This is a genomic window from Paenibacillus dendritiformis, from assembly GCF_015845845.1.
Taxonomy (GTDB): Bacteria; Bacillota; Bacilli; order Paenibacillales; family Paenibacillaceae; genus Paenibacillus_B; species Paenibacillus_B dendritiformis_C.
In genome coordinates this window covers 41,762-61,814 of sequence record NZ_LDIG01000088.1, presented here as the reverse complement: position 1 = coordinate 61,814, position 20,053 = coordinate 41,762, and the positions used below count along the sequence as shown (strand labels likewise).

Below are 20,053 nucleotides of genomic sequence, written 5' to 3'. Positions count from 1 at the left end.
CTCTCCTCTCATGATGTAATGCAGCGCTGTTCCGGAGGGCCGGAGTCCGGCCCGGGGACAGACGCGTTATTTCTTGTTGACTTCTTTGTTCCATTTGTCGATGAGGCGCTGGCGCTCTTTGCCCGCTTCCATTACATCGTAATCAATCGTATGAATGTCGGACAGCTTGATCGCCTTGTCAGGCCCGACCGCTTCCGGGTTGGTCAAGTTCTGGAAGCTGCCGACCCTCTTGCCGACTTCCTGCGCGCTCGGCGAGAGCGACCAGTCGATGAATTTTTGCGCCAGCTCCTGATTTTTGGAGTTTTTGATAATCGCGACGGCGCCGGTCTCATAGCCCGTTCCGTCTTCCGGTATCGTCAGCACGAGGCTGTCGAAGCCCTCTTCCTGATACTTGATGATGTCATGCGCGAACAGCACCCCGACACCGGCTTCGCCCATGCCGACCATCCGCCCCGGAGCGGAGCCGCTGGTCGTATACTGCTGTACCTGCGGATGCAGCTTTTCCAAGTATTCGAAGCCCTGCTCCTCGCCGCCGAACGCCTTCAAGATCGTGTATACCGCCGAGTACGCGGTGCCGGAAGAGGCAGGATTGGCCATGACGAGCTCGCCTTTGAATGCCGGGTTCAGCAGATCCTCCCATTTTTTCGGCGCTTCGACGCCCTTCTTCTCCAGGAATTCCTTGTTGGCCGCGAATCCGAGCGGGGCGACGTAAATGCCGGTCCAATAGCCTTCCGGATCTTTGTATTTCGGATCGATTTTTTCCGCAATCGGCGATTGGTACGGCTGCAGCAGATCTTCGCTCACCGCCTGCACGAACGTGTCGGCCGGTCCGCCATACCAGATATCGGCTTGCGGGTTGTCCTTCTCGGCCCGGATCTTGGCGAGAATCTCGCCGCCGGACATCCGGATCATCTCGGCTTCGATCCCCGTATCTGCGGTGAACTGCTTCATCGCTTCCACGGCATGGTCCTCCTGGAAGCCGACATAGACGGTCAGCTTGCCCGATGCCGCCGGCTTGTCTCCCTGGGCGCCGTCCGCCGCGGTTCCGGATGAGCCGGACGTGCCGCAGCCCGCGAACAGCGCGGCCATCAAGACGAGTGAAGTGAGCATGCTTGTCCATTTTCTCATTGTGTAGATCCCCCTTGGCTAATAATAGGAATGGTTGAGTAAGAAGTGCGAGTTCAACCTCTTGATTTGGCTCCATTATATTGGATGCGCTTACACGGGTGTGAGTCCAAGTTCCTGCCGTTTGTCATGGCAAAAAAATAGTACCTTGTCTCGGGCCGGAGCCGTCTGTCAAGGTACGCGAATCATGCGGATATTCGTTATCTTCCGGTGATGAGTTCCCGAACGGCGCCTCGCTTAATAGAACAGCCGCACAATCGAATGGACGGCCACGCCGATGACGGAGAAGTCGCTGTCGGCGAAGGTGGCCCGCAGGAAACCGAGATTCGACAGCAGCGGAATCAGCAGCACCGGCAGCATCGTGATGATAAAGCCGTGGATGAGGGAGGCGGCGATCATGCCTGCCCTTCCGCCCGTCTTGTAGGCGATGACGCTCGCCGCGCCGCCCGAGAAAAAATGCGGGATGACGCCGGGAATGATAACCGTATATTGAAATTGGAGCAGCACGATCATCGCGACGATGCCGCCCGTGAAGCTGAGAAAGAAGCCGAACATGGCCGCGAACGGCGAATATTTGAACAGCACCGGGCAATCGAGCGCAGGGATGGCGCCCGGCACGATGCGATCGGCGATGCCTTTGAACGCGGGAATGATCTCGGACAGCATCATGCGGACTCCGGCCAGGATGATGTAGCATCCGCCCGCGAACCAGGTCGCCTGGATAAGCGAGACGACGATAAAATGCCGTCCGGAGAACATCTCCTCCATACGGTTGGATGGCGTGAACAAGCCGGAGACGAGGAACAAACCGAAGGTGAACACCGTAATGACGATCATATGGTCCTGGAAAAAGGCGCGCAGCTTCTGCAGCTTCGCCGGCTCGGACGGCTCGGAGCCCGGGCGGAACCAGGAGGCGATCCAGCCGCTCAAGACGTAGCCGATGCTGTTGAAATGCCCGATGGCGAATTGGTCGTCTCCCGTTGTCTTGCGGACGTAGGGCTGGGTAATGAAGGGGCCTAGCGACATCGCGGCCGCCAGCACCGTCGCGCCCAGAAGAACCGTCTGCCAGAGCGGCAAAGCCATCGACATGAGCAGCCCGGCCAGCATGGAGGCCATGAACAGCATATGGTGGCCCGTCAGAAAGACGCATTTGATCGGCGTGAAGCGGGCGATCACGAGATGAAGCGCCATGCCGAACAGCATAATCAAGGCGATTTCTTCGCCGTAATTGATTTGGGCAAGGGCGGTGATCGTCTCATTATGCGGAATAATGCCGATGATCTGAAATCCGTTCTGAATGATGGCGGACAGGTTGGACAGGGATGAGCCCGCAGCGGCGGCCCCGATCTGGAGCAGCGTATACCCGAGCATCGTCTTGATCGTGCCGTTGGCCAACCGCTGCACCGGCTGCTTCTGCAGCAGAAGGCCGAGGAAGGCGATGAAGCCGAGCAGAAGGGCGGGCTCCCCGAGCAAACCTTTGTTAATGAATTGGGCGGGATTCATATCACGTTGCATCCTCCCGGCGTTCCGCGGGCAGCCACTGCCGGAAGGCCGGGCTGTCCAGCAGCTTGCGCTTCAAATATTGGCGGTCCAGAATGTCCTCCAGCCCGATCGCCTCGACGCCGTGACCGGGGTCCAGGCCATCGATAATGACGGAGGATCCGATGATAAGATCGGCGCCGTGGGCATACATGGAGGTCACATCCGTATGTTCCACTTCCGCAGACACGCCCAGTTCCTTCAACAGCGCTTCCAGATTGATTCGGATCATGAGGCTCGTCCCCAGACCGCTGTTGCACGCTACAATTATTTTTCGCATAGGTCCTCCTTCTGCTTCAACAGCCGCCATAGCTTGTCCGGATCGGACGCCGTACGGAGCGCCCCCAGGAAAGAGCCGTCATTGCACGCGTCAAGCAGCGTGCTCAAGGCGGCAATATGCTTCTCCTTGTCCACCGCCGCCAACGTAATGACGAGCCATACGGGATGCCCCGCCGGACCGAAGGAGATCGGTTCCTTGAACGTCACGAGGCTGAACCCGGTCTGCCGGACATGTTGGGGCAAATAGGCGTGCGGGAAGGCGATTCCTTCATGAATAATAAAATGATGCTTCTGCGACCGGATCATCGCGAGCAGCCTCTCCTCGTAGGCAGCGTCCGTCCATCCGTGAGCGGACAGCAGACCGTTCCCGATGCGGATCGCCGTCTCCCAATCGGCCGGTTCCAGCTGCAGCCGGATGGCGGAGGGCGGGAGCAGGCGGCTGAGACGGCAATCCTCCTCCTGCCGATGCAGCGGTCCGCCCTGGAACAGCGCGATCAGCTCTTCCAGCAGCTTGCCGCGATGACGGATGTCGGCGTGGCGCTCCACGATGCGCAGCACGTCGTTGACGGTCTGAATCGCCGCCGCGGCCACCGTGTCGGGAGCCGGCTGGACGCCGAGGAAGGCGGCAATCCGCTTCTGCTCCGGTTCCGTCAGCAGCGGAGACACCTTCATCCATGGAAGGGGAAGCGGGTGCCCGATATCCATCGTCGTCAGCACCGCGTCGGCATCCTGGAGCCGCAGCTTCAAAGAATCTTTGTAGGAGTACGTGCCGGCGATCTCGACTTGGGGGAAGAGGACGGAGAGCCGCCGCTCAATAATGGCCGAGGTGCCCAGGCCCGATCCGCATACGATGGCGACGCGCTTCGGGGAATACGACACGTTCGGCGTCAGGCCGCTTCCGATATGAAGCATGATATAACCGATCTCATCGCGATCGAAGGTGACGGACATGCCGGCCACCTCCTCGTTGACGATGCGCTCCAGCGAGGCCAGCAGCGCTCCGTATTGCTCTTCAAGCTGCGGGAGGAGCGGGTTGTTGGATTGCAGCCCGAACCTGGCCCGGTAGACGGCGGGCTTCAGGTGAATCGCCAGGCCCTGCACCAGTTGTTCGGTCAACTGCAGGGGCGATTCCAGCATCTCTTCCGTACGGTCGATTATGCGCTGCGCCAGCGCATGGAACAGTTCTTCCTGCTCGGGAAGCTGCTGTTTCTGCGCGCCGAGCACATGCTGCGTAATATAGCCAATCTCCGCCTCCGGCAGCGCGACGCCGAAGTGGCGCTCGATCTCCGGCCGGATCCGGATCTGAATCAGGCGGTAGGCCGGATGGGCCTGCAGCTCCTGCAGCAGCCCCGATTCCATCTCGATCGCATGCTTATGCTTCAGCCGCTCCATCGCCATAAGCAGATGGAGGGTCAGCGTGGAATAGCCGGCATCGGTGAACTGCACCTGCAGCATCTGCTCCAGCCGCTGCACGAGATCGAAGAGGAAGCGGGCGTCCTCGACCTGGAACCAGGAATTCCACAGCAGCGCCCCATAAGGATCCTGGCGTTCCGCCTGCCTGTCCCAGACGAAGCGCATCAGCTTGTCGTCGGTCAATTCGGCCCGCAGCAGCTCGAGATAGGCGCTTCGCTTCCGCTGCTCGCTGCCGCGCACGCTCAATACGCCGCGCTGCTTGACGAGCGTCAGGCGGCGTTCCTCCAGCCACCGCCTGCATTCGGCCAGATCGACCAGCAGCGTGTTTTTGCTGATGCCGTACTCCTCCATCAGCTTCCCCATATGGATGCTGGCCTGCTGCAGCAGCCGCTTCAGCAGAAGCGCCAGCCTCTCCTTGGCGTCGACCGTGTCGGGCGGCTGCGCCAGCTTCTGCACGAGCAGCTCGGTCTGCCGGGGCTGCAGGCGCAGCCGGACGCCGCATGTCCGGCTCCGTTCCAGCACGGTCCCGTGCCGGGACAGCCAGTCTTCCAACTGAAGCAGATCATGGCGGACGGTGCGGGGGGAGATGGAGAATTCATCAACCCATTGCTGTATCGGGATATAATCGCGAGCTTCCATAAGAAGCTGAAGCATTCGTTGTTGACGGCTCGTTATCATAGATGTCCCCTGCCATGTCGTATTCTGTCATGAATTCGCTTACATGTCTTGATTATTGCATATTTTCGCGCAGCGTCAAGGGTGAACGACGGCAGCGGGCATGCGGATCGGCGGCACGGGCCCCGGCAGTTCCCGTGAGCGGGACGGATTGGGCCCGGACGGGGCGGCGCCCGGCAAGGGAGGGCCGCATTGGGCACACCTGCCGAGGAGCGCGAGGGAAGGAAAACAGTGAGTTTTTGGCATTGGCAATTGACCCGGTCTATGGTAAAGTATACCCCTGTGTGCCACCACACCGCGGTTCGCAACCATCCCGCGTAATCAAAACTAGGGGGAGTACCGAATGTTCAATTTCATATGGGGGATATTGTTTGTCCTGGCCAATTTCGGCTTTTTTCTGCTGTGCTACCGCTTGTTCGGCAAGAACGGCTTGTTCGCCTGGGTCGGCGTCATGACCATCGTCGCCAATATTCAGGTCGGCAAGACGATCGAGATGTTCGGCATCGTGATGACGCTGGGCAACGCGGCGAATGCCAGCCTGTTCATGACCTCGGATCTGCTGAACGAGAAATACGGACCGAAGGAAGCGCGCCGCGCGGTCTGGTTCGGATTTTTCATGCTCATCATGACAACGGTTATTATGCAGATGGCCCTTGCCTTCATTCCTCAAGGAGATGAGATTGCCCAGACGGCGCAGGCGTCGCTGGCGCATATTTTCGATTTGATGCCTCGGGTCGCCGCGGGGAGCCTGACGGCCTATCTCGTCAGTCAATTTCTCGATGTCAAGCTGTTCAGCATGCTGCGGGAACGGTTCCCCAAGTCGGGCCAGCTATGGATTCGCAGCAACTGGAGCACGGGAATCAGCCAATTGGCGGACTCGTTCGTCTTCTGCACGATCGCGTTTGCCGGCTATTACCAATGGGATGTATGGTTCCAAATTTTGCTGACGACCTATGTCGTCAAGCTGCTGCTGTCGGTAGCGTCAACGCCGTTTTTGTATTGGGCGAGAAGCTTCCGCGTGCCCGGAATGGAATCGTCCGCCGCTCGGGAAGGCGGCATGGACAGACGATAACTCGCGTAAAAATATCCGTCCGGCTCCGCAGACAAGATGCGGAGCCGGGCGGTTTTTTTGTGATGCGGACATCGAAAAAATTCGGACAGAAGCGAAGGGAAAAATCCAAGCAATCATCGGATAGGCAGCTAAGCTGAAGCCGGAAGGCGCGGCTTCGCGGTTCTGCGTTGAGGTTTGATCCGCGTCGGCGGCCATTACGAGGGGCGCTATGCGGCGGAGATGGCATTTCCCGCCGAGAGGACGGTCGAGGTTTTTTGACAAATTGCGCCATGTTTCACATGGAACGTTTTCCGGAAAGAGGGCGTCCGTTCATAATGGGCATCCGCTTTTGGGGCGGCAGAAGCCTTACTATTGCGCCAAGCAACGCCTCGGGATGTCTGCCGCGAATATCTCGATTTCGCCATGGCCGGCGGCCTGATTCCCTGCACAAAAAGGGGTTCCTGCGCTGATTCGCGGCCGGAACCCCTTGCTTCACTCGGGCGTTGATATATGCGATCAATACCAATGTCCGTTCTGCATCATGTGATTATGCATCATGCCCCCGCGCATCATGCCTTGGCTGCGGACAGCCTGGCGATCGGATCCGTGGCAGTGTTGAACCATTTGATCAACCTGCGCATCGGTCATGTCCGGATGCATCTGCTTCATATGGGGGAGCATTTGGCCGAAGCCGCTGTCGTCGCTGCCAGAGGCATAGACCGCGGTTCCGAAGATGAGGGCGAGCGCGGTTGCCCCAACCCATGCCAGACGTTTTTTCATGAAGACATCCCTCCCGAGGCCATCATACCCGAACCGGAAAGCGGATCGCTGTGTGCTTCGTCACAGAAAAGGTACGGGAAATGCCGCTCCTGCCCCGGATAACGGCTGGACAAGGGAGCGGACGAGGTCTATAATTGCATGTGAAACGGCAACTGAATATGCATACTAGGGGGGCTGGAATAGGGCCGGCTGAGATCGTATCCCGTCAAGATACTGACCCTTACACCTGATCTGGGTAATGCCAGCGTAGGAATGAGAATGGCGCCATGCCGAACGGCGGAGGTGTTCATTTGCGGTCGGCGATTCCGATGCACCGCATCCGTGTTGATAGCGCGGACGGGCAAGCGGAATGCTTTGCATGGAACGCGTCGTACAATTCGAGCTGCCGCCATGCATGCGCATAGGTAATGAATAGCGTAAGCGCCCCGATGAGGGGCGCTTTTTTGGATCCGCGCGAGTGCTTGCGCGGCCGCCGCTTATCAGGGAGGACCCCCGGCAGGACGCCGGAATCGTATGCCAGAGAAGGAGCAAGGCCGTCTCGACCGCCTGAGTGGCAGCAAATCGGAAAGGGGAAGAGGAGAAGGATGAGAAGCATGCGTGCACGAAAAAAAGGAGCGCTTGGACTTGCTTTGGCGCTCATGTTCCTGTTGACAGCCTGCGGGGGAGGAGTAGACGCCCCGACCCCGCAAGGAAGCGGAGCCCAAAGCGCTGAAGCGCCGAAGGATCTGCGCGAGATTACGTTTGTGCTGGAATGGACGCCGAACACGAACCATACCGGGGTGTATGTGGCCCAGCAAGAGGGGTACTTTGAGGCCGAAGGGCTGAAAGTGAACATTATTCAGCCCGGCACGGGCGGAGCCGACGCGATGATCGCCTCCGGCTCGGCGCAGTTCGGCGTCAGCGTGCAGGAAAGCATTACGCTGGCGCGCACGCAGAATGTGCCGATCGTGTCATTGGCGGCCATCATTCAACATAATACGTCCGGGTTCGCCGCCCCGCGCGACAAGCATATTACGTCGCCCAAAGATTTCGAGGGCAAGACGTACGGGGGCTGGGGCTCGCCGGTAGAAGAAATGGTGCTGCGGACGCTCATGGAGCAGGAGGGGGCCGACTACGACAAGATCAAGAACATCAATATGGGCTCCGCCGACTTTTTTACCGCGGTCAAAAAGGATATTGATTTCGCCTGGATTTTCTACGGGTGGACGGGCATTGAGGCCGAGCTGCGCAACGAGCCGATCGATATGATGTACGTCAATCAATATTCGGATGCGCTCGACTACTATACTCCGGTCATCGCCACAAGCGAGAAGCTGATCGAATCCGATCCCGAGCTGGTCAAGGCGTTCATGCGGGCCGTCTCCCGGGGATATCAGTTTGCGATCGACAATCCGGAGCAGGCGGCAGGGATTTTGTTGAAGCAGGTGCCTGACCTGGACAAGGAACTGGTTATGGCCAGCCAGCGCTGGCTCAGCCCGAAATACCGCGACGATGCGCCGCGCTGGGGAGAGCAGAAGCGGGAAGTGTGGGAAAACTATACGAACTGGCTTTTGCAGAACAAGCTGATGGAGAAGCCGATCGATATCGACAAGGCGTTCACGAATGAGTTCCTGCCTGAAGCCTGACGTTGGCGCTGCTCAGGAGCGGGCGATAGCCGGCGTTAGATAAATGAGGGCGGATAATCCGTCCAAGGGGTCTACCCTCTCCGGGACGGGCGGTTCGAGCCGGAGTCGGCACCAAGAGCGGGATCAGCATCGAGAGGAGGAATTTGGCATGAGGAGGACGAACCGCCTAGGTGCGGCAGGAATGCGCAGGAAGGTGGCGGCGGGATGAAAAGACGGCTTGCAGCGGCGGGACCGCCGATGGCGGCCCTGCTGCTGTTCATCGTGGCGTGGCAGATTGGCGTCATTTTGTTCGATGTGGAGAAATGGATGCTCCCGAGCCCGCTTGATATTGCGCGGGAAGCGGCGGCCAACGGCGGCGGCATTCTGCTGCACGCCCTGGCTACCCTGAAGCTGATGCTGATCGGCTTCGGGGCCGGAGCGGGGATCGGCCTCGCGCTGGCTTGTCTGCTCCATCCGCTCCCTTGGCTGAAGCGGGCGATCTACCCGCTCATCATATTGAGCCAAAACGTGCCGACGATCGCGCTGCTGCCGCTCCTGATGCTGTGGTTCGGCTTCGGTCTGCTGCCGAAGGTGATCGTCATTGCGCTCGTCTGCTTTTTCCCGGTCTGCGTCGCCGCCCTCGACGGCCTGACCCAGACGGATCGGACGATGCTTCATTATATGCGCATGACGGGGGCGACCCGGGCACAGTTGTTCTGGAAGCTGGAGCTGCCGCATGCGATGCCCTCCGTCTTCTCGGGCTTGAAGATCGCCGCCACCTACAGCGTGATGGGAGCGGTAATCGCGGAATGGCTCGGAACGGATCAGGGCATCGGCTATTATATGATGCTGCAAAAAGCGGCCTACCGCGTCGACCGGATGTTCCTCGGCATCGTCGTCATCATTCTGCTCAGTCTGGCGATGTTCGGAGCGATCCGCCTGCTGGAGCGGATGATCATCCGCTGGCGGCCCGAGGAGAACGACAAATGAGGGAGGGAAGCGCTATGAAGGCAACGGCCCATCTGGCCGATTCGATAGAAGGCGCGGCTGCCCGGGCGGCCGCCGCTCGGCCGCCCGCTCTGGAGCTGGAGCGGGTCGACATGTCCTATCCGGGGACGAACGGCCGCGGCGAAGGACGGCTGCCGGTGCTGGACCAAGTGTCGCTGCAGGTGAAGCAGGGGCAATTCGTCTCTATCATCGGCCCCTCCGGTTCCGGCAAGAGCACCTTGTTCCATCTGATCGGCGGCCTGCTGCGCCCGGATGGCGGCCATATCCGGATGAACGGACAAGAGGCGGCTGGGCGGACGGGGCATGTCAGCTACATGCCCCAGCAGCCGGCGCTCTTCCCGTGGCGGACGGTGGAGCAGAACGTCATGCTGGCCCAGGAGATTGGCGGCCGGCCGAAGAAGGAGGCCCGGGCGGAAGCGCGGCAGTGGCTGGCGAAGATCGGCTTGTCCGGCTATGAGCGGGCGTATCCGCACGAGCTGTCCGGCGGCATGCAGCAGCGCGTCGCGTTCCTGCGCGCTCTGATGAGCCCGCATGAGCTGATGCTGCTTGACGAGCCGTTCAGCGCGCTCGACGCCTTAACCCGCACCGAGATGCAGCGCTGGCTTATCGATCTGTGGGAGCAGCACCGGCGCTCCGTGCTGTTCATTACGCACAGTATCGAAGAAGCGCTGCTGCTCTCCGATACGATCTACGTATTTTCGAGCCGCCCTGCCCGCGTGCTGCGGGAGGTGGCTGTGCCGTTCCCTCGTCCGCGGCGGGAGACGCTGACGGGGGAAGAATCCTTTCTCCGCTTGAAGCGGGAACTGGCCGGGCTGCTCCGGGAGGCGCAGCGGCACGGGACCGGCGAACTGGACAAATAAAGGCAGAGGGACGGCGAGAGCCGTCCCTTTTTGGCCGATGCAGTGAGAAGTGTCAGGGAGAAGCAGGCCCATTTTCCGGCGGCCGGAACCGATTCTCCAGCGGGGAATTTCCATCTTTTATGGCAAATTCGGATGAATAACTTTTACTGGTAAATGGAAAGTTGACGCTATATAATAAGTTATCCCGGCTTCGGCAGCGAAGTGATTGCGGGTGAATCAGGACCGGCTTCCGAAGCCGATCCGGTACATAGAAGGAGGGAAATGATATATGGTGGCTCAAAAGAGCAACTTGAGCTTGGTGGTAGTAGCGCTCCTGCTCGGGATTCTGATGGCGGCGATGGACAATACGATCGTCGCGACAGCGATGCCGACGATCGTCGGCCAGTTGGGAGGCTTCGAGCTGTACGTCTGGGTCACCTCGGCGTATATGGTCGCGACCATGGCCGGCATGCCGATCTTCGGCAAGCTGTCCGATATGTACGGCCGCAAGCGGTTTTACATTTTCGGCCTGCTCGTCTTCCTGGCGGGCAGCATGCTGTGCGGGACGGCAGACAGCATCATGATGCTGGCGATTTACCGCGCCATCCAGGGGATTGGGGGCGGCGCGCTGATGCCTATCGCCTTTACGATTATTTATGACGTCTTTCCGTTAGAGCAACGCGGGAAAATGACCGGCATGTTCGGAGCGGTGTTCGGCATTTCCAGCGTGGCGGGGCCGCTGCTCGGCGCCTATATTACCGAATATATCGGCTGGGAGTGGGTGTTCTACATCAACCTGCCTCTCGGCATTGTGTCTTTGTGGCTGATTATCCAGTTCTACCAGGAGAGTGCGGCGAAGTCGAAGCAGCGCATCGACTGGGGCGGCGCGGTTACGTTGGTGGTCGCCGTCGTCAGCCTGATGTTCGCCCTCGAGCTGGGCGGCAAGGAAGGCTTTGAATGGAATTCTTTATTCATCATCGGATTGTTTGCCTCCTTCGCCATCTTCCTTCTCGCGTTCGTTCTGTTCGAACTGAATGCGAAGGAGCCGATCATCTCCTTCGCTCTTTTCCGGAAGCGGCTGTTCGCCTCCAGCCAAGGGGTCGCTTTTTTCTACGGCGTCACGTTCGTCATCGCGACGGTCTACATTCCGATGTTCGTGCAGGGCGTGTACGGCGGGTCGGCCACGAACAGCGGCCTCGTGCTGACGCCGATGATGATCGGGTCGGTCGTCACGAGCTCGATCGGCGGGATTCTGGCCGCGAAGACGAGCTTCCGCAAGCTCATGATCATCTCGGGCATCCTGTTCACTGCCGGCATCGTGTCGCTGAGCACGCTGTCCGCGGATACTCCCCGCGCGTTGGTCACCCTGTACATGGTGCTGACCGGACTCGGGGTCGGCTTCTCCTTCTCCTTGCTCGGCATGGCTTCCATGCACGGGATGAGCTACCATCAGCGCGGAACCGCGAACTCGACTTCATCCTTCTGCCGCTCGCTCGGCATGACGATCGGGATTACGGTCTTTGGCTCGCTGCAGTCTTCCTTGTTCACCGGGCGGCTGAAGGAAATGATGCCGGGCGGAGCGATGCCGGCCGACATCAAGCCCGAAGAGCTGCTCCGCGGCGGAGGCGGCGCCAACCTCCCGCCGGAGGCGATAAAGGGGATGGCGGCCGCTCTCGCCGACTCCATCGGCGGCATTTTTGCTTGGGCCTTGATTCCGGTCGGCCTGGCGCTCATCTGCATCGCCTTGATGGGCAATGCGCGCATGATGGATGACGCCGCCGGCAAAGGCTCCGGCGCCAAATCGGAAGAAGCGGTGTCCTGAGCAGGGCCGCTGTTTTGCAGACATTGGCCGCTGCGCTGCCTGCCTGGGAGCGCAGCGGTTTTTTTCATATCGGGAGTGTCGGGTGGTAAGGGTTGGCTAGTGCCGTCTGTCTCGTTACTGTTAGCTGCAAGGCAGGCTGCGTTGTCCATATCGTACCTGTCTTGCCTGTATCGCATGCTGTCTTCTCTGTATCGTTACTGTCTGCCTGTCCCGCGTGCTGCCTTAACTGTATCGTCGTTACTGTTTGCCTGTCCAGCATGTTGCCTTATTTGGTATCGTTGTTACTGTTTGCCTGTCCCGTATGTTGCCTTATTGGTATCGTATATCGCATACTGCACCCCATGACGTGCCAACCCGCGGCAATCCTGCAATTCTGCAGCTTTCTTTTCGAGGGTCGGTCGCTGCAAGAGCATTCCTGCAAAATTACATGATTTTCCTTAGTATCAGCCCGAAACGAGATGTATTCGACAAAATTGATGTAGTTTTGCAGGAATTTATCCATTTAGAGGAGTTTTTGGCGTAAAATCCTGTATTTTTACAGCATTAACAAGTTGAACTGCTTTTTAATGCATTTTCACTAGCCGGAACTTAAGGGGGCGGATCCGCGCTCGCGGCGGCAGCCCCGTACGGCAGCCGCGTAGAGCCGTGACGCGTACGGCAGCCATGTATGGCATCCACGTAGAGAGCCGTGACGCGTACGGCAGCCATGAATGGCATCCACGTAGAGCAGCAGCGTACGGCAGTCCCGTACGACGACCCGTTGGAACAACCCGTATTTCGGCATTCGATCATAGAGGAAGAGGAGAGGTGCGGACAATGGAAAGCAATCATACCGCCGCAGGCCCGGAGCGGCTTCGCTTCATGGATGCCCATATCCATCTCGACGGATATGGCCCGGAGCAGCGGCCGCTGTTGGAGCAATCGCTGGAGGCGGAAGCACTGGACGGCGTCATCGCCGTGTCGATGGACGCGGCCTCGTGCCGCGAGGTGCAGCGCTGGGCGGAGCGGTATCCGGGGCGGGTTCACCCCGCGTACGGCTTCCACCCGGAGCAAGCGCTGCCTTCCGAGCCGGAGCGGAGCGCGCTCCTGCAATGGATGGATGAGCGGCGCGATGCCATGATCGCCATCGGCGAGGTCGGCCTGCCCTATTACATGAGGCAGGAAGCCGTCCGCGCGGAGGGCAGCGAGGCCGCCTTTCCCCGCGGCGCTTATCTGGAGCTGCTGGAGGCCTTCGTGCAGCGGGCCGCCGCGTGGGATAAGCCGATCGTGCTGCATGCGGTCTACGACGACGCGCCGCTCGTCATCGAACTGCTGGAACGGTACAGCGTGCGGACGGCCCACTTTCATTGGTTCAAGGGAGACGCAAAAACGACGGAGCGGATGGCCGGGAACGGATACTACATCTCGTTCACGCCGGATCTCGCCTATGAAGCCGAGATCCGGGAGCTGGCGCTTCGCTACCCGGCTGACCGCGTCATGACAGAGACGGACGGGCCGTGGCCGTTCGAAGGGCCATTTGCGGGGCAGGTCACGCTCCCGCTGATGGTGCGCGACGTCGCCGCGTCATGGGCCGCGCTCCAGCGGCTGGAGTTCGGCGAGGCCGCCGCGCTCCTGCGGGCCAACGCGAAGCGCTGCTACGGCGTGTAGCCCCGGCTGCGCATGCGGGGCGGGCCCGGGAGCCTGCCTGCCAGATGTGTGCGCTGCGGAAGCTTGCCCTGCCCGTCCCGGCCCCGCGTGGGCTCCTTGACAGGCGTCTGCGCCTGTGGAAGCGTGCGCAGCCGGAAGTTGCGCAGCCAGGAGCCTGCCCTGCGGGGGCTGCTTAGCCTGCTCCTCTGCGGAAGGACGCGCCTTGCCGGATGCGGCTCCTACAGCATCATAGCCGCGAGGAAGCCGAACAGCAGGAGGGGCACGTTATAGTGCAGGAAGGTCGGCACGCAGGTGTCCCATATATGATCATGCTGTCCATCGGCGTTCAGCCCTGCGGTCGGGCCCAGGGTGCTGTCCGAGGCCGGGGATCCGGCGTCGCCCAGCGCCGCTGCCGTGCCGATGAGCGCCACGGTCGCCAGCGGGCTGAAGCCAAGCTCGACGCAGAGCGGCACGAAAACGGTCGCGATCAGCGGAATCGTCGAGAACGACGACCCGATGCCGAGCGTGACGAGCAGGCCGATGGCGAGCATCAGGATGGCCGCCAGCGCCCGGTTGTCGCCGACCATGTGGACGGCCCCCTGGACGAGCGACTCGATATGCCCGGTCTCGCGGAGCACCGCGCCAAGGCCGGCCGCCGACATCATGACGAAGCCGATGTAGGCCATCGAACGCATGCCGTCGGAGAGGACGCGGTCGGCCCGGCCGAGCGGCATGACGCGCGAGACCAGCAGTACGGCCAGCCCGGCGGCCGCGCCGTAGATCATGGAGCCCGTGCTTAATTGCACGGCAAGCATGGCCGCGATGGCGGCGATGCCGGCTCCGGCCGCGAAGCGGCTGCCGGAAGCGGAGCCCTCTTCGGCTGCGGCAGCCGGTTGAGGCTCGGCCCCTTCGGCATAGTGCCGCGGCTTGCGGTAGCTGATCATCATGGCGAACAGCAGGCCCGCAATCATCCCGAGCGCCGGAAGCAGCATCGCCTTCGGAAGCTGGGAAGCATCGACGGCCAGGCCGTTCTGCGTCATATTGCTCGCCACGATATCGTGGAAGATGGCGCCGAAGCCTACGGGCAAGAGCATATAGGGCGTAATCAGCCCGAAGGTGAGCGCGCACGCGACGGCCCGCCGGTCCAGACGCGCCGCATTGAACAGCATGAGGAGCGGCGGGATAAGCACGGGAATGAAAGCGATATGAACGGGCACCGCATTTTGCGACAGCCAGGCGATGCCGGCGATCGCGGCCAACACGCCGAACCGGACGGGGGCGCGAATTGGACCGCTGTCGGATCGGCCCCGGACGAGCCGCACCGCGCGCCGCACCAGCCGTTCGGGCAGCCCCGTCTCGGCCAGCCCGGCCGCGAAAGCGCCAAGCAAGGCATAGCTGAGCGCGATGCCGGCGTTGTCCTTCAGCCCTTCGGAGAAGGCCGAGATCGTGTTCGAGATCGGCATCCCCCCGGCCCAGCCGCCGATGATGGCGGACACGAGCAGGGCGAGGACGACATGCACTCGCAGCAGGCTTAGTCCGAATAATACCGCGAGAGAGAGAAGAACCGCATTCATGTAAAAGATCAACCTCACTTGATGATAATAATTAATTAAAACATTACCACGTTACCAGAGTAATGTATAACGTTTCTCGCAATCCATTTTATGACATACGGATCCCGATCTTGTTCTCCGGCCCAATTCTCTTCCTTAAATATAGCATTCGGCTAGCCGGATCAAACGCGGCAGCCCAACGAAATGAGGACGAGACCGATCTTCGAGCCGATTGGATCGGTCCAGAGGCGGAGAGACTATCCAACCCGAGGCGGAGCCTTGGTTCCTTTCCGGGACGCAGCGGAAGTTCCTGCTGGTTGCGGATGCAGCCATTCCCGCTTTTCCGGTACACTGAATTGTGGCTGAAGCCCGCCCGGAAGCAATGCGATACCGATAAAAACGCGGCTGTGTCCTTGTTTTGAACGGCATAAGAGGAGCGGAGCACAGCACTGATCCTCCATCCAACATCTACACAAAATTTTTGAAACAAAATGATTGCGAAAAGCGGTGATGATCCAGTAAACTAGTTGAGTTCAGAGAGAAGAAACCATGCAAGTTCAGAAAAATTCCAAAGCGGAGTCATCCGCATTGAGGATAGAGTGGGGGGAAATGTACATGAATTCTGCACCAACTGCCAAGAAAAATGACTCGGTATTCAGTCTGTTCCGGAACCGGTTCGTGCAAGCCATCATGATGGCGGGTTTGTTCATGCAGGTCGGCATCTGGATCCGCAACTTCGCCGTGCTGTTATTTGTCATGGAGATGACGAACGGGGATGCCTTTGCGGTCTCAATGATATCGGTAGCAGAGTTCGCTCCGATCTTCGTCTTTTCATTTATCGGAGGAACCTTCGCCGACCGTTGGCGACCGAAGCTCACCATGATATGGTGTGATATTTTAAGCGCCTTGTCCGTATTCGCCGTCTTGGTGACCATCCTGCTCGGATCGTGGCAGGCCGTCTTTTTCACCACCTTTATTTCGGCCATTCTGTCGCAATTCTCGCAGCCTTCTTCCATGAAGCTGTTCAAGCAGCATGTTCCGGCCGACATGATGCAGGCGGGAATGTCCATCTTCCAGACGATGGTGGCGCTGTTCATGGTGCTCGGCCCGGTCATCGGTACGATGATTTTCCAGCATTATGGCATTACGACATCGCTCGTTCTGACCGGATTGGCCTTCGTACTCTCGGCCATCTCGTTGACGTTCCTTCCTGGCGATTCTCGGGAGGATGAAGCGAATCAGAAGGATTCCCGGGTATGGGATGAGCTTGGAGCCGGTTTGCGCTATGTGATGAAAAGCAAGCTGCTGAAGTCGCTTGGCGGCTGCTTCGCCTTCGCAGGGCTGGCGATCGGGATGATTCAGCCGATGGGGGCTTTCCTCGTGACGGAACGCCTTGGCCTGCCGAAGGAGAATTTGAGTTATCTGATGATGACGAACGGCGTGGCGATGATGATCGGCGGCGCCATCGCGATGGGCATATCGAAGCGGCTGCTGCCGCAGCATATGCTGGCGATCGGCTTGCTGTTCAGCAGCATCGGAATTTGGATGGCCGGCATGTCGACTCAATTGTGGCTTACGCTTGTGGCGCAATTCATCAGCGGCTTGATGCTGCCGTCGATTCAGATCGGGATCAACACGATGATCTTGCAAAATACGGAAGGGTCCTTCATCGGCCGGGTTAACGGCATCCTGACGCCGCTGTTCATGGGAGCGATGGTCATTATGATGTCGATCTCCGGATGGATCAAAAATTTGACTTCCATTACGACCATGTATGAGATCTCTGCGGTTCTATTCATCGTCGGCATTGCCGTGATGCTGCCGATTCTGCGGACGAAGAAGACGCCGGAGCCTGCCGAGCCGGCCCAACCCGCCGTCGGCCAGGAATGATCGAATGTCGGCGTTTGAGGCCAGTGAACAATTTATAACCGTGCCCATTGACATGAAGCCGGACGCATGTTCATAATAATAGGATACAATTCATGAAACGTTATTGGAATCGATGACGAGAACAAGTAAGCTGGGATGCAGTCCGCAGAGAGTCGACGGCCGGTGCGAGTCGATGTCTGGACCAGCTGAATATCCTCTCCGAGATGCCGCGCTGAACCGTATGCCGCCTGGCGGCGCTCAGTAAGCGCGGACGGCTCATCCGCCGTTACCCGGATGCGCGGCATTGCCGCGGCCAAGCGCCGCAGAAGCGGATTCGGCAAGCGAATCCGGTCTTTCGCGGAACAAGGGTGGTACCACGGTAACTCTCGTCCCTTTTTTGGGACGAGTTTTTTTATTTTCCCGGCAATTGCCCAACACTAGACTGTATACCGACCGAAAGCGAGGAATGTGACATGGAGACGACTCATCCTGCACCGGCCGTGACGATGGAGCATATCGTCCGTGCCCACCATGTGTTGAAGGAAGTCATTGTGCGGACGCCTTTGCAGCGCGACCCGATTTTATCCGCCCGATATCAATGCAATGTCTATTTGAAGCGGGAGGATCTGCAGATCGTCCGGTCATTCAAAATCCGGGGCGCCTACAATATGATTCGCCATCTGTCCGCCGAGGATTTGCAGAAGGGAATCGTGTGCGCCAGCGCGGGGAACCACGCCCAGGGAGTCGCTTATTCGTGCCAGGCGCTGCAGATCCAGGGCACGATCGTGATGCCAACCACGACGCCGAGCCAGAAGGTAACCCAGGTGAAGCGCTTCGGCGGATCGTTCGTCAAAGTCGTTTTGACGGGGGACACCTTCGATGATGCCTATGAAGCGGCCATGAACATTTGCGAAGAGAACGGCAGCACTTTCATTCATCCTTTCGATGATCCTTATATCGTCGCAGGCAGCGGTACGGTAGGCATGGAGATTATGGAATCGCTTGATGTGCCGGCGGACTATGTCTTCGTGACCATTGGCGGCGGCGGCTTGGCGGCCGGCGTAGGCACATACGTGAAGACGGTGAGTCCGTCCACCCGCGTGATTGGCGTGGAGCCGGAAGGGGCGGCCTCGATGACGGCGGCGCTGGAACATCATGAAGTGCTCACGCTGGAGAAGATCGACAAATTCGTGGACGGCGCCGCCGTGAAGCGGGTAGGGCAGCTTCCTTACGAGATCTGCTCGCGGGTGCTCGATGATGTCATTCTCGTGCCGGAAGGGAAAGCCTGCACGACCATCCTGCAGCTCTACAACGAGAATGCGATTGTCGTGGAGCCGGCCGGATCGCTGCCTGTCGCGGCGCTCGATTTGTACCGGGATCAGATTCGCGGCAAAAATGTCGTCTGCGTCATCAGCGGCGGCAACAACGATATTGACCGGATGCAGGAGATTAAGGAACGGTCGCTCATTTATGAAGGCTTGAAGCATTACTTCATCGTGAACTTCCCGCAGCGTGCGGGCGCTTTGCGCGAATTCCTGGAGGATGTCCTCGGGCCGAATGATGACATTACCCGGTTCGAATATAACAAGAAGCATAATAAAGATGACGGCTTCGCCCTGGTCGGCATCGAGCTGGAGCACACTGAAGATTATAAGCCGCTCATCGAACGGATGAAGAAGCGGGGCATCCAGTACGTGGAAGTGAACAAAAACGCGACGCTGTACAATATGCTCGTGTAATCATCCTGGCTGCGCTGCCCCTGCCCCCTGCCTTGCGCGCTTCGGACGAATCCCGGCAGGCGTTCCTCACGTATAAATAGGTAAGGAATGCGGGAAAAAGGAGGAGATGGCATGCAGACATGGCATGAACTGCAGCAACGCATCGAGCGGGCACGGCTGAATGGAAGGCTTCAAGACAAGTATGAGACGCGTCTGCAGGAAGCCGAGCGGGAGCGTCAGCGGCGCAAGGCGGAGCTGGAGCGGCTGGAAAAGTGGTGGCGCGAGGAAGAACGGGATGTCGAACGGCTGCGGTCCTGGTCGATGGCGAACTTCTTCTTCACGCTGATTGGACAGAAGGAGCGCAAGCTCGAGCGGGAAGAGGAAGAGGCGCTCCGCGCCAAAGAGCAATACGATCTGGCGCAGGATGCTTACCGCCAAGCCGAGGCGGATGCGGCGGAATGGCGCCGCCAGTTGATCGGCGTCAGCGGGGCGGATGAAGAGCTGCAGCGGGCCATCGAGGAGAAGGAGCGTCTGCTTCGCGCCTGCGACCGGACCGTGGCAGCCGAACTGGATGCGCTCATCTCCGGGCGGGCCCGGCTGCAGACGGAAAAGCGCGAGCTGGACGAGGCCATCCAGGCGGGACGCGACGCGCTGCGCGCTCTGAAGCGGGCCGAAGAGCAGTTCCGTTCCGCCCGCAATTGGGGAACGTATGATATGCTCGGCGGCGGCACGATTGCTACCTACCTGAAGCATAACCGCTATGACGATGCCAAGGCCGAGCTGAACCATGCCAATCATCGGCTGCGCCGCTTCGGCCGGGAGCTGGAAGACGTGAAGAAGCTGCGGCAGACGGCACAGGCCGTCGATATCGGCGCGGGGCTTACCTTCGCCGATTATGTGTTCGACGGATTTCTGACCGATTGGATGGTGCAGGGCCGGATTAACCGTTCGCTGGAACGGGTGGAAGAGGCGGTCCGGCACGTTGAGGCGACGATTCGGCGCCTGGAGGAGGAAGCCGCGAGCGCAGAACGGCAGCAGGCCGCCTCGGAACGGGAGTATGCCGCGCTGATCGAGAATTGGTTCCCGGCCGATCAGAGTTGAAGTCCCCCCATGATATGGGTATATTAATAGACAAAGCGCTAGACAGAGAAA

General features: G+C 59.6%; 15 protein-coding genes, 1 riboswitch and 1 other annotated feature. Of the genes, 9 read left to right on the top strand and 6 right to left on the bottom strand.

From position 1 onward, the window contains the following. Nucleotides 1-66: 66 nt before the first annotated feature. From ABD76_RS06660 to ABD76_RS06645, 4 genes are all read right to left on the bottom strand, one after another. A complete protein-coding gene (locus tag ABD76_RS06660; RefSeq protein WP_197255357.1) occupies nt 67-1,128 on the bottom strand; it encodes an ABC transporter substrate-binding protein in 1,062 nt (353 codons plus the stop codon). 234 nt (nt 1,129-1,362) lie between these two features. Then, a complete protein-coding gene (locus tag ABD76_RS06655) occupies nt 1,363-2,628 on the bottom strand; it encodes a PTS ascorbate transporter subunit IIC (protein WP_197255355.1) in 1,266 nt (421 codons plus the stop codon). Between the two features lies 1 nt (nt 2,629). Further along, complete coding sequence (locus tag ABD76_RS06650) at nt 2,630-2,944, bottom strand: PTS sugar transporter subunit IIB (RefSeq protein ID WP_197255353.1); 315 nt, start codon at nt 2,942-2,944, stop codon at nt 2,630-2,632. Then, a complete protein-coding gene (locus tag ABD76_RS06645; protein ID WP_197255351.1) occupies nt 2,932-5,034 on the bottom strand; it encodes a BglG family transcription antiterminator in 2,103 nt (700 codons plus the stop codon). Before ABD76_RS06645 ends, ABD76_RS06650 begins: the two co-directional genes overlap by 13 nt. Nucleotides 5,035-5,374: 340 nt before the next feature. Between ABD76_RS06645 and ABD76_RS06640 the strand changes: the two genes are divergently transcribed. Next, nucleotides 5,375-6,103: a queuosine precursor transporter gene (locus tag ABD76_RS06640; RefSeq protein ID WP_197255349.1), complete on the top strand. Its 729-nt coding sequence runs from the start codon at nt 5,375-5,377 to the stop codon at nt 6,101-6,103. Nucleotides 6,104-6,598: 495 nt separating this feature from the next. On the opposite strand, the gene ABD76_RS06635 is transcribed toward ABD76_RS06640, so the two are convergent. Next, on the bottom strand, nt 6,599-6,862 hold the full coding sequence (locus tag ABD76_RS06635; RefSeq protein ID WP_197255347.1) for a hypothetical protein: 264 nt from the start codon (nt 6,860-6,862) through the stop codon (nt 6,599-6,601). A gap of 157 nt (nt 6,863-7,019) precedes the next feature. Then, nucleotides 7,020-7,134, top strand: a riboswitch (TPP riboswitch). Between the two features lie 321 nt (nt 7,135-7,455). On the opposite strand from ABD76_RS06635, the gene ABD76_RS06630 reads away from it, so the two are divergent. From ABD76_RS06630 to ABD76_RS06610, 5 genes are all read left to right on the top strand, one after another. Continuing rightward, nucleotides 7,456-8,487, top strand: a complete 1,032-nt coding sequence (locus ABD76_RS06630) for an ABC transporter substrate-binding protein (protein ID WP_197255346.1) — start codon at nt 7,456-7,458, stop codon at nt 8,485-8,487. Between the two features lie 204 nt (nt 8,488-8,691). Next, nucleotides 8,692-9,456 (top strand): ABC transporter permease, encoded by a 765-nt coding sequence (locus tag ABD76_RS06625; RefSeq protein WP_197255345.1) that lies wholly within the window; start codon nt 8,692-8,694, stop codon nt 9,454-9,456. A gap of 14 nt (nt 9,457-9,470) precedes the next feature. Then, on the top strand, nt 9,471-10,334 hold the full coding sequence (locus ABD76_RS06620) for an ABC transporter ATP-binding protein (protein WP_197255344.1): 864 nt from the start codon (nt 9,471-9,473) through the stop codon (nt 10,332-10,334). A gap of 268 nt (nt 10,335-10,602) precedes the next feature. Beyond that, nucleotides 10,603-12,135, top strand: coding sequence for an MDR family MFS transporter (locus ABD76_RS06615; RefSeq protein ID WP_197255343.1), 1,533 nt, complete (start codon nt 10,603-10,605; stop codon nt 12,133-12,135). Between the two features lie 816 nt (nt 12,136-12,951). Continuing rightward, the gene (locus ABD76_RS06610) at nt 12,952-13,782 is read left to right on the top strand and encodes a TatD family hydrolase (protein WP_197255342.1); all 831 of its coding nucleotides are present in this window, start codon (nt 12,952-12,954) and stop codon (nt 13,780-13,782) included. Between the two features lie 218 nt (nt 13,783-14,000). On the opposite strand, the gene ABD76_RS06605 is transcribed toward ABD76_RS06610, so the two are convergent. Continuing rightward, nucleotides 14,001-15,335: a Na+/H+ antiporter family protein gene (locus ABD76_RS06605; protein WP_197255341.1), complete on the bottom strand. Its 1,335-nt coding sequence runs from the start codon at nt 15,333-15,335 to the stop codon at nt 14,001-14,003. A gap of 594 nt (nt 15,336-15,929) precedes the next feature. Between ABD76_RS06605 and ABD76_RS06600 the strand changes: the two genes are divergently transcribed. From ABD76_RS06600 to ABD76_RS06590, 3 genes are all read left to right on the top strand, one after another. Next, on the top strand, nt 15,930-17,204 hold the full coding sequence (locus ABD76_RS06600; RefSeq protein WP_197255340.1) for an MFS transporter: 1,275 nt from the start codon (nt 15,930-15,932) through the stop codon (nt 17,202-17,204). Between the two features lie 103 nt (nt 17,205-17,307). Next, nucleotides 17,308-17,580 (top strand) — a binding site (T-box leader). Nucleotides 17,581-17,656: 76 nt separating this feature from the next. Beyond that, complete coding sequence (ilvA, locus tag ABD76_RS06595; protein ID WP_197255338.1) at nt 17,657-18,922, top strand: threonine ammonia-lyase IlvA; 1,266 nt, start codon at nt 17,657-17,659, stop codon at nt 18,920-18,922. A gap of 111 nt (nt 18,923-19,033) precedes the next feature. Further along, on the top strand, nt 19,034-20,002 hold the full coding sequence (locus ABD76_RS06590; protein WP_197255336.1) for a coiled-coil domain-containing protein: 969 nt from the start codon (nt 19,034-19,036) through the stop codon (nt 20,000-20,002). Nucleotides 20,003-20,053: the final 51 nt, after the last annotated feature.

Bases quoted from the DNA above. Each gene is read 5' to 3' on its own strand.
- ABD76_RS06660 (WP_197255357.1), bottom strand. From the start codon at position 1,128: ATGAGAAAATGGACAAGCATGCTCACTTCACTCGTCTTGATGGCCGCG.
- ABD76_RS06650 (WP_197255353.1), bottom strand. From the start codon at position 2,944: ATGCGAAAAATAATTGTAGCGTGCAACAGCGGTCTGGGGACGAGCCTC.
- ABD76_RS06640 (WP_197255349.1), top strand. From the start codon at position 5,375: ATGTTCAATTTCATATGGGGGATATTGTTTGTCCTGGCCAATTTCGGC.
- ABD76_RS06625 (WP_197255345.1), top strand. From the start codon at position 8,692: ATGAAAAGACGGCTTGCAGCGGCGGGACCGCCGATGGCGGCCCTGCTG.
- ABD76_RS06615 (WP_197255343.1), top strand. From the start codon at position 10,603: ATGGTGGCTCAAAAGAGCAACTTGAGCTTGGTGGTAGTAGCGCTCCTG.
- ilvA (WP_197255338.1), top strand. From the start codon at position 17,657: ATGGAGACGACTCATCCTGCACCGGCCGTGACGATGGAGCATATCGTC.
- ABD76_RS06620 (WP_197255344.1), top strand. From the start codon at position 9,471: ATGAAGGCAACGGCCCATCTGGCCGATTCGATAGAAGGCGCGGCTGCC.
- ABD76_RS06645 (WP_197255351.1), bottom strand. From the start codon at position 5,034: ATGATAACGAGCCGTCAACAACGAATGCTTCAGCTTCTTATGGAAGCT.
- ABD76_RS06605 (WP_197255341.1), bottom strand. From the start codon at position 15,335: ATGAATGCGGTTCTTCTCTCTCTCGCGGTATTATTCGGACTAAGCCTG.
- ABD76_RS06610 (WP_197255342.1), top strand. From the start codon at position 12,952: ATGGAAAGCAATCATACCGCCGCAGGCCCGGAGCGGCTTCGCTTCATG.
- ABD76_RS06600 (WP_197255340.1), top strand. From the start codon at position 15,930: ATGAATTCTGCACCAACTGCCAAGAAAAATGACTCGGTATTCAGTCTG.
- ABD76_RS06630 (WP_197255346.1), top strand. From the start codon at position 7,456: ATGCGTGCACGAAAAAAAGGAGCGCTTGGACTTGCTTTGGCGCTCATG.
- ABD76_RS06635 (WP_197255347.1), bottom strand. From the start codon at position 6,862: ATGAAAAAACGTCTGGCATGGGTTGGGGCAACCGCGCTCGCCCTCATC.
- ABD76_RS06590 (WP_197255336.1), top strand. From the start codon at position 19,034: ATGCAGACATGGCATGAACTGCAGCAACGCATCGAGCGGGCACGGCTG.
- ABD76_RS06655 (WP_197255355.1), bottom strand. From the start codon at position 2,628: ATGAATCCCGCCCAATTCATTAACAAAGGTTTGCTCGGGGAGCCCGCC.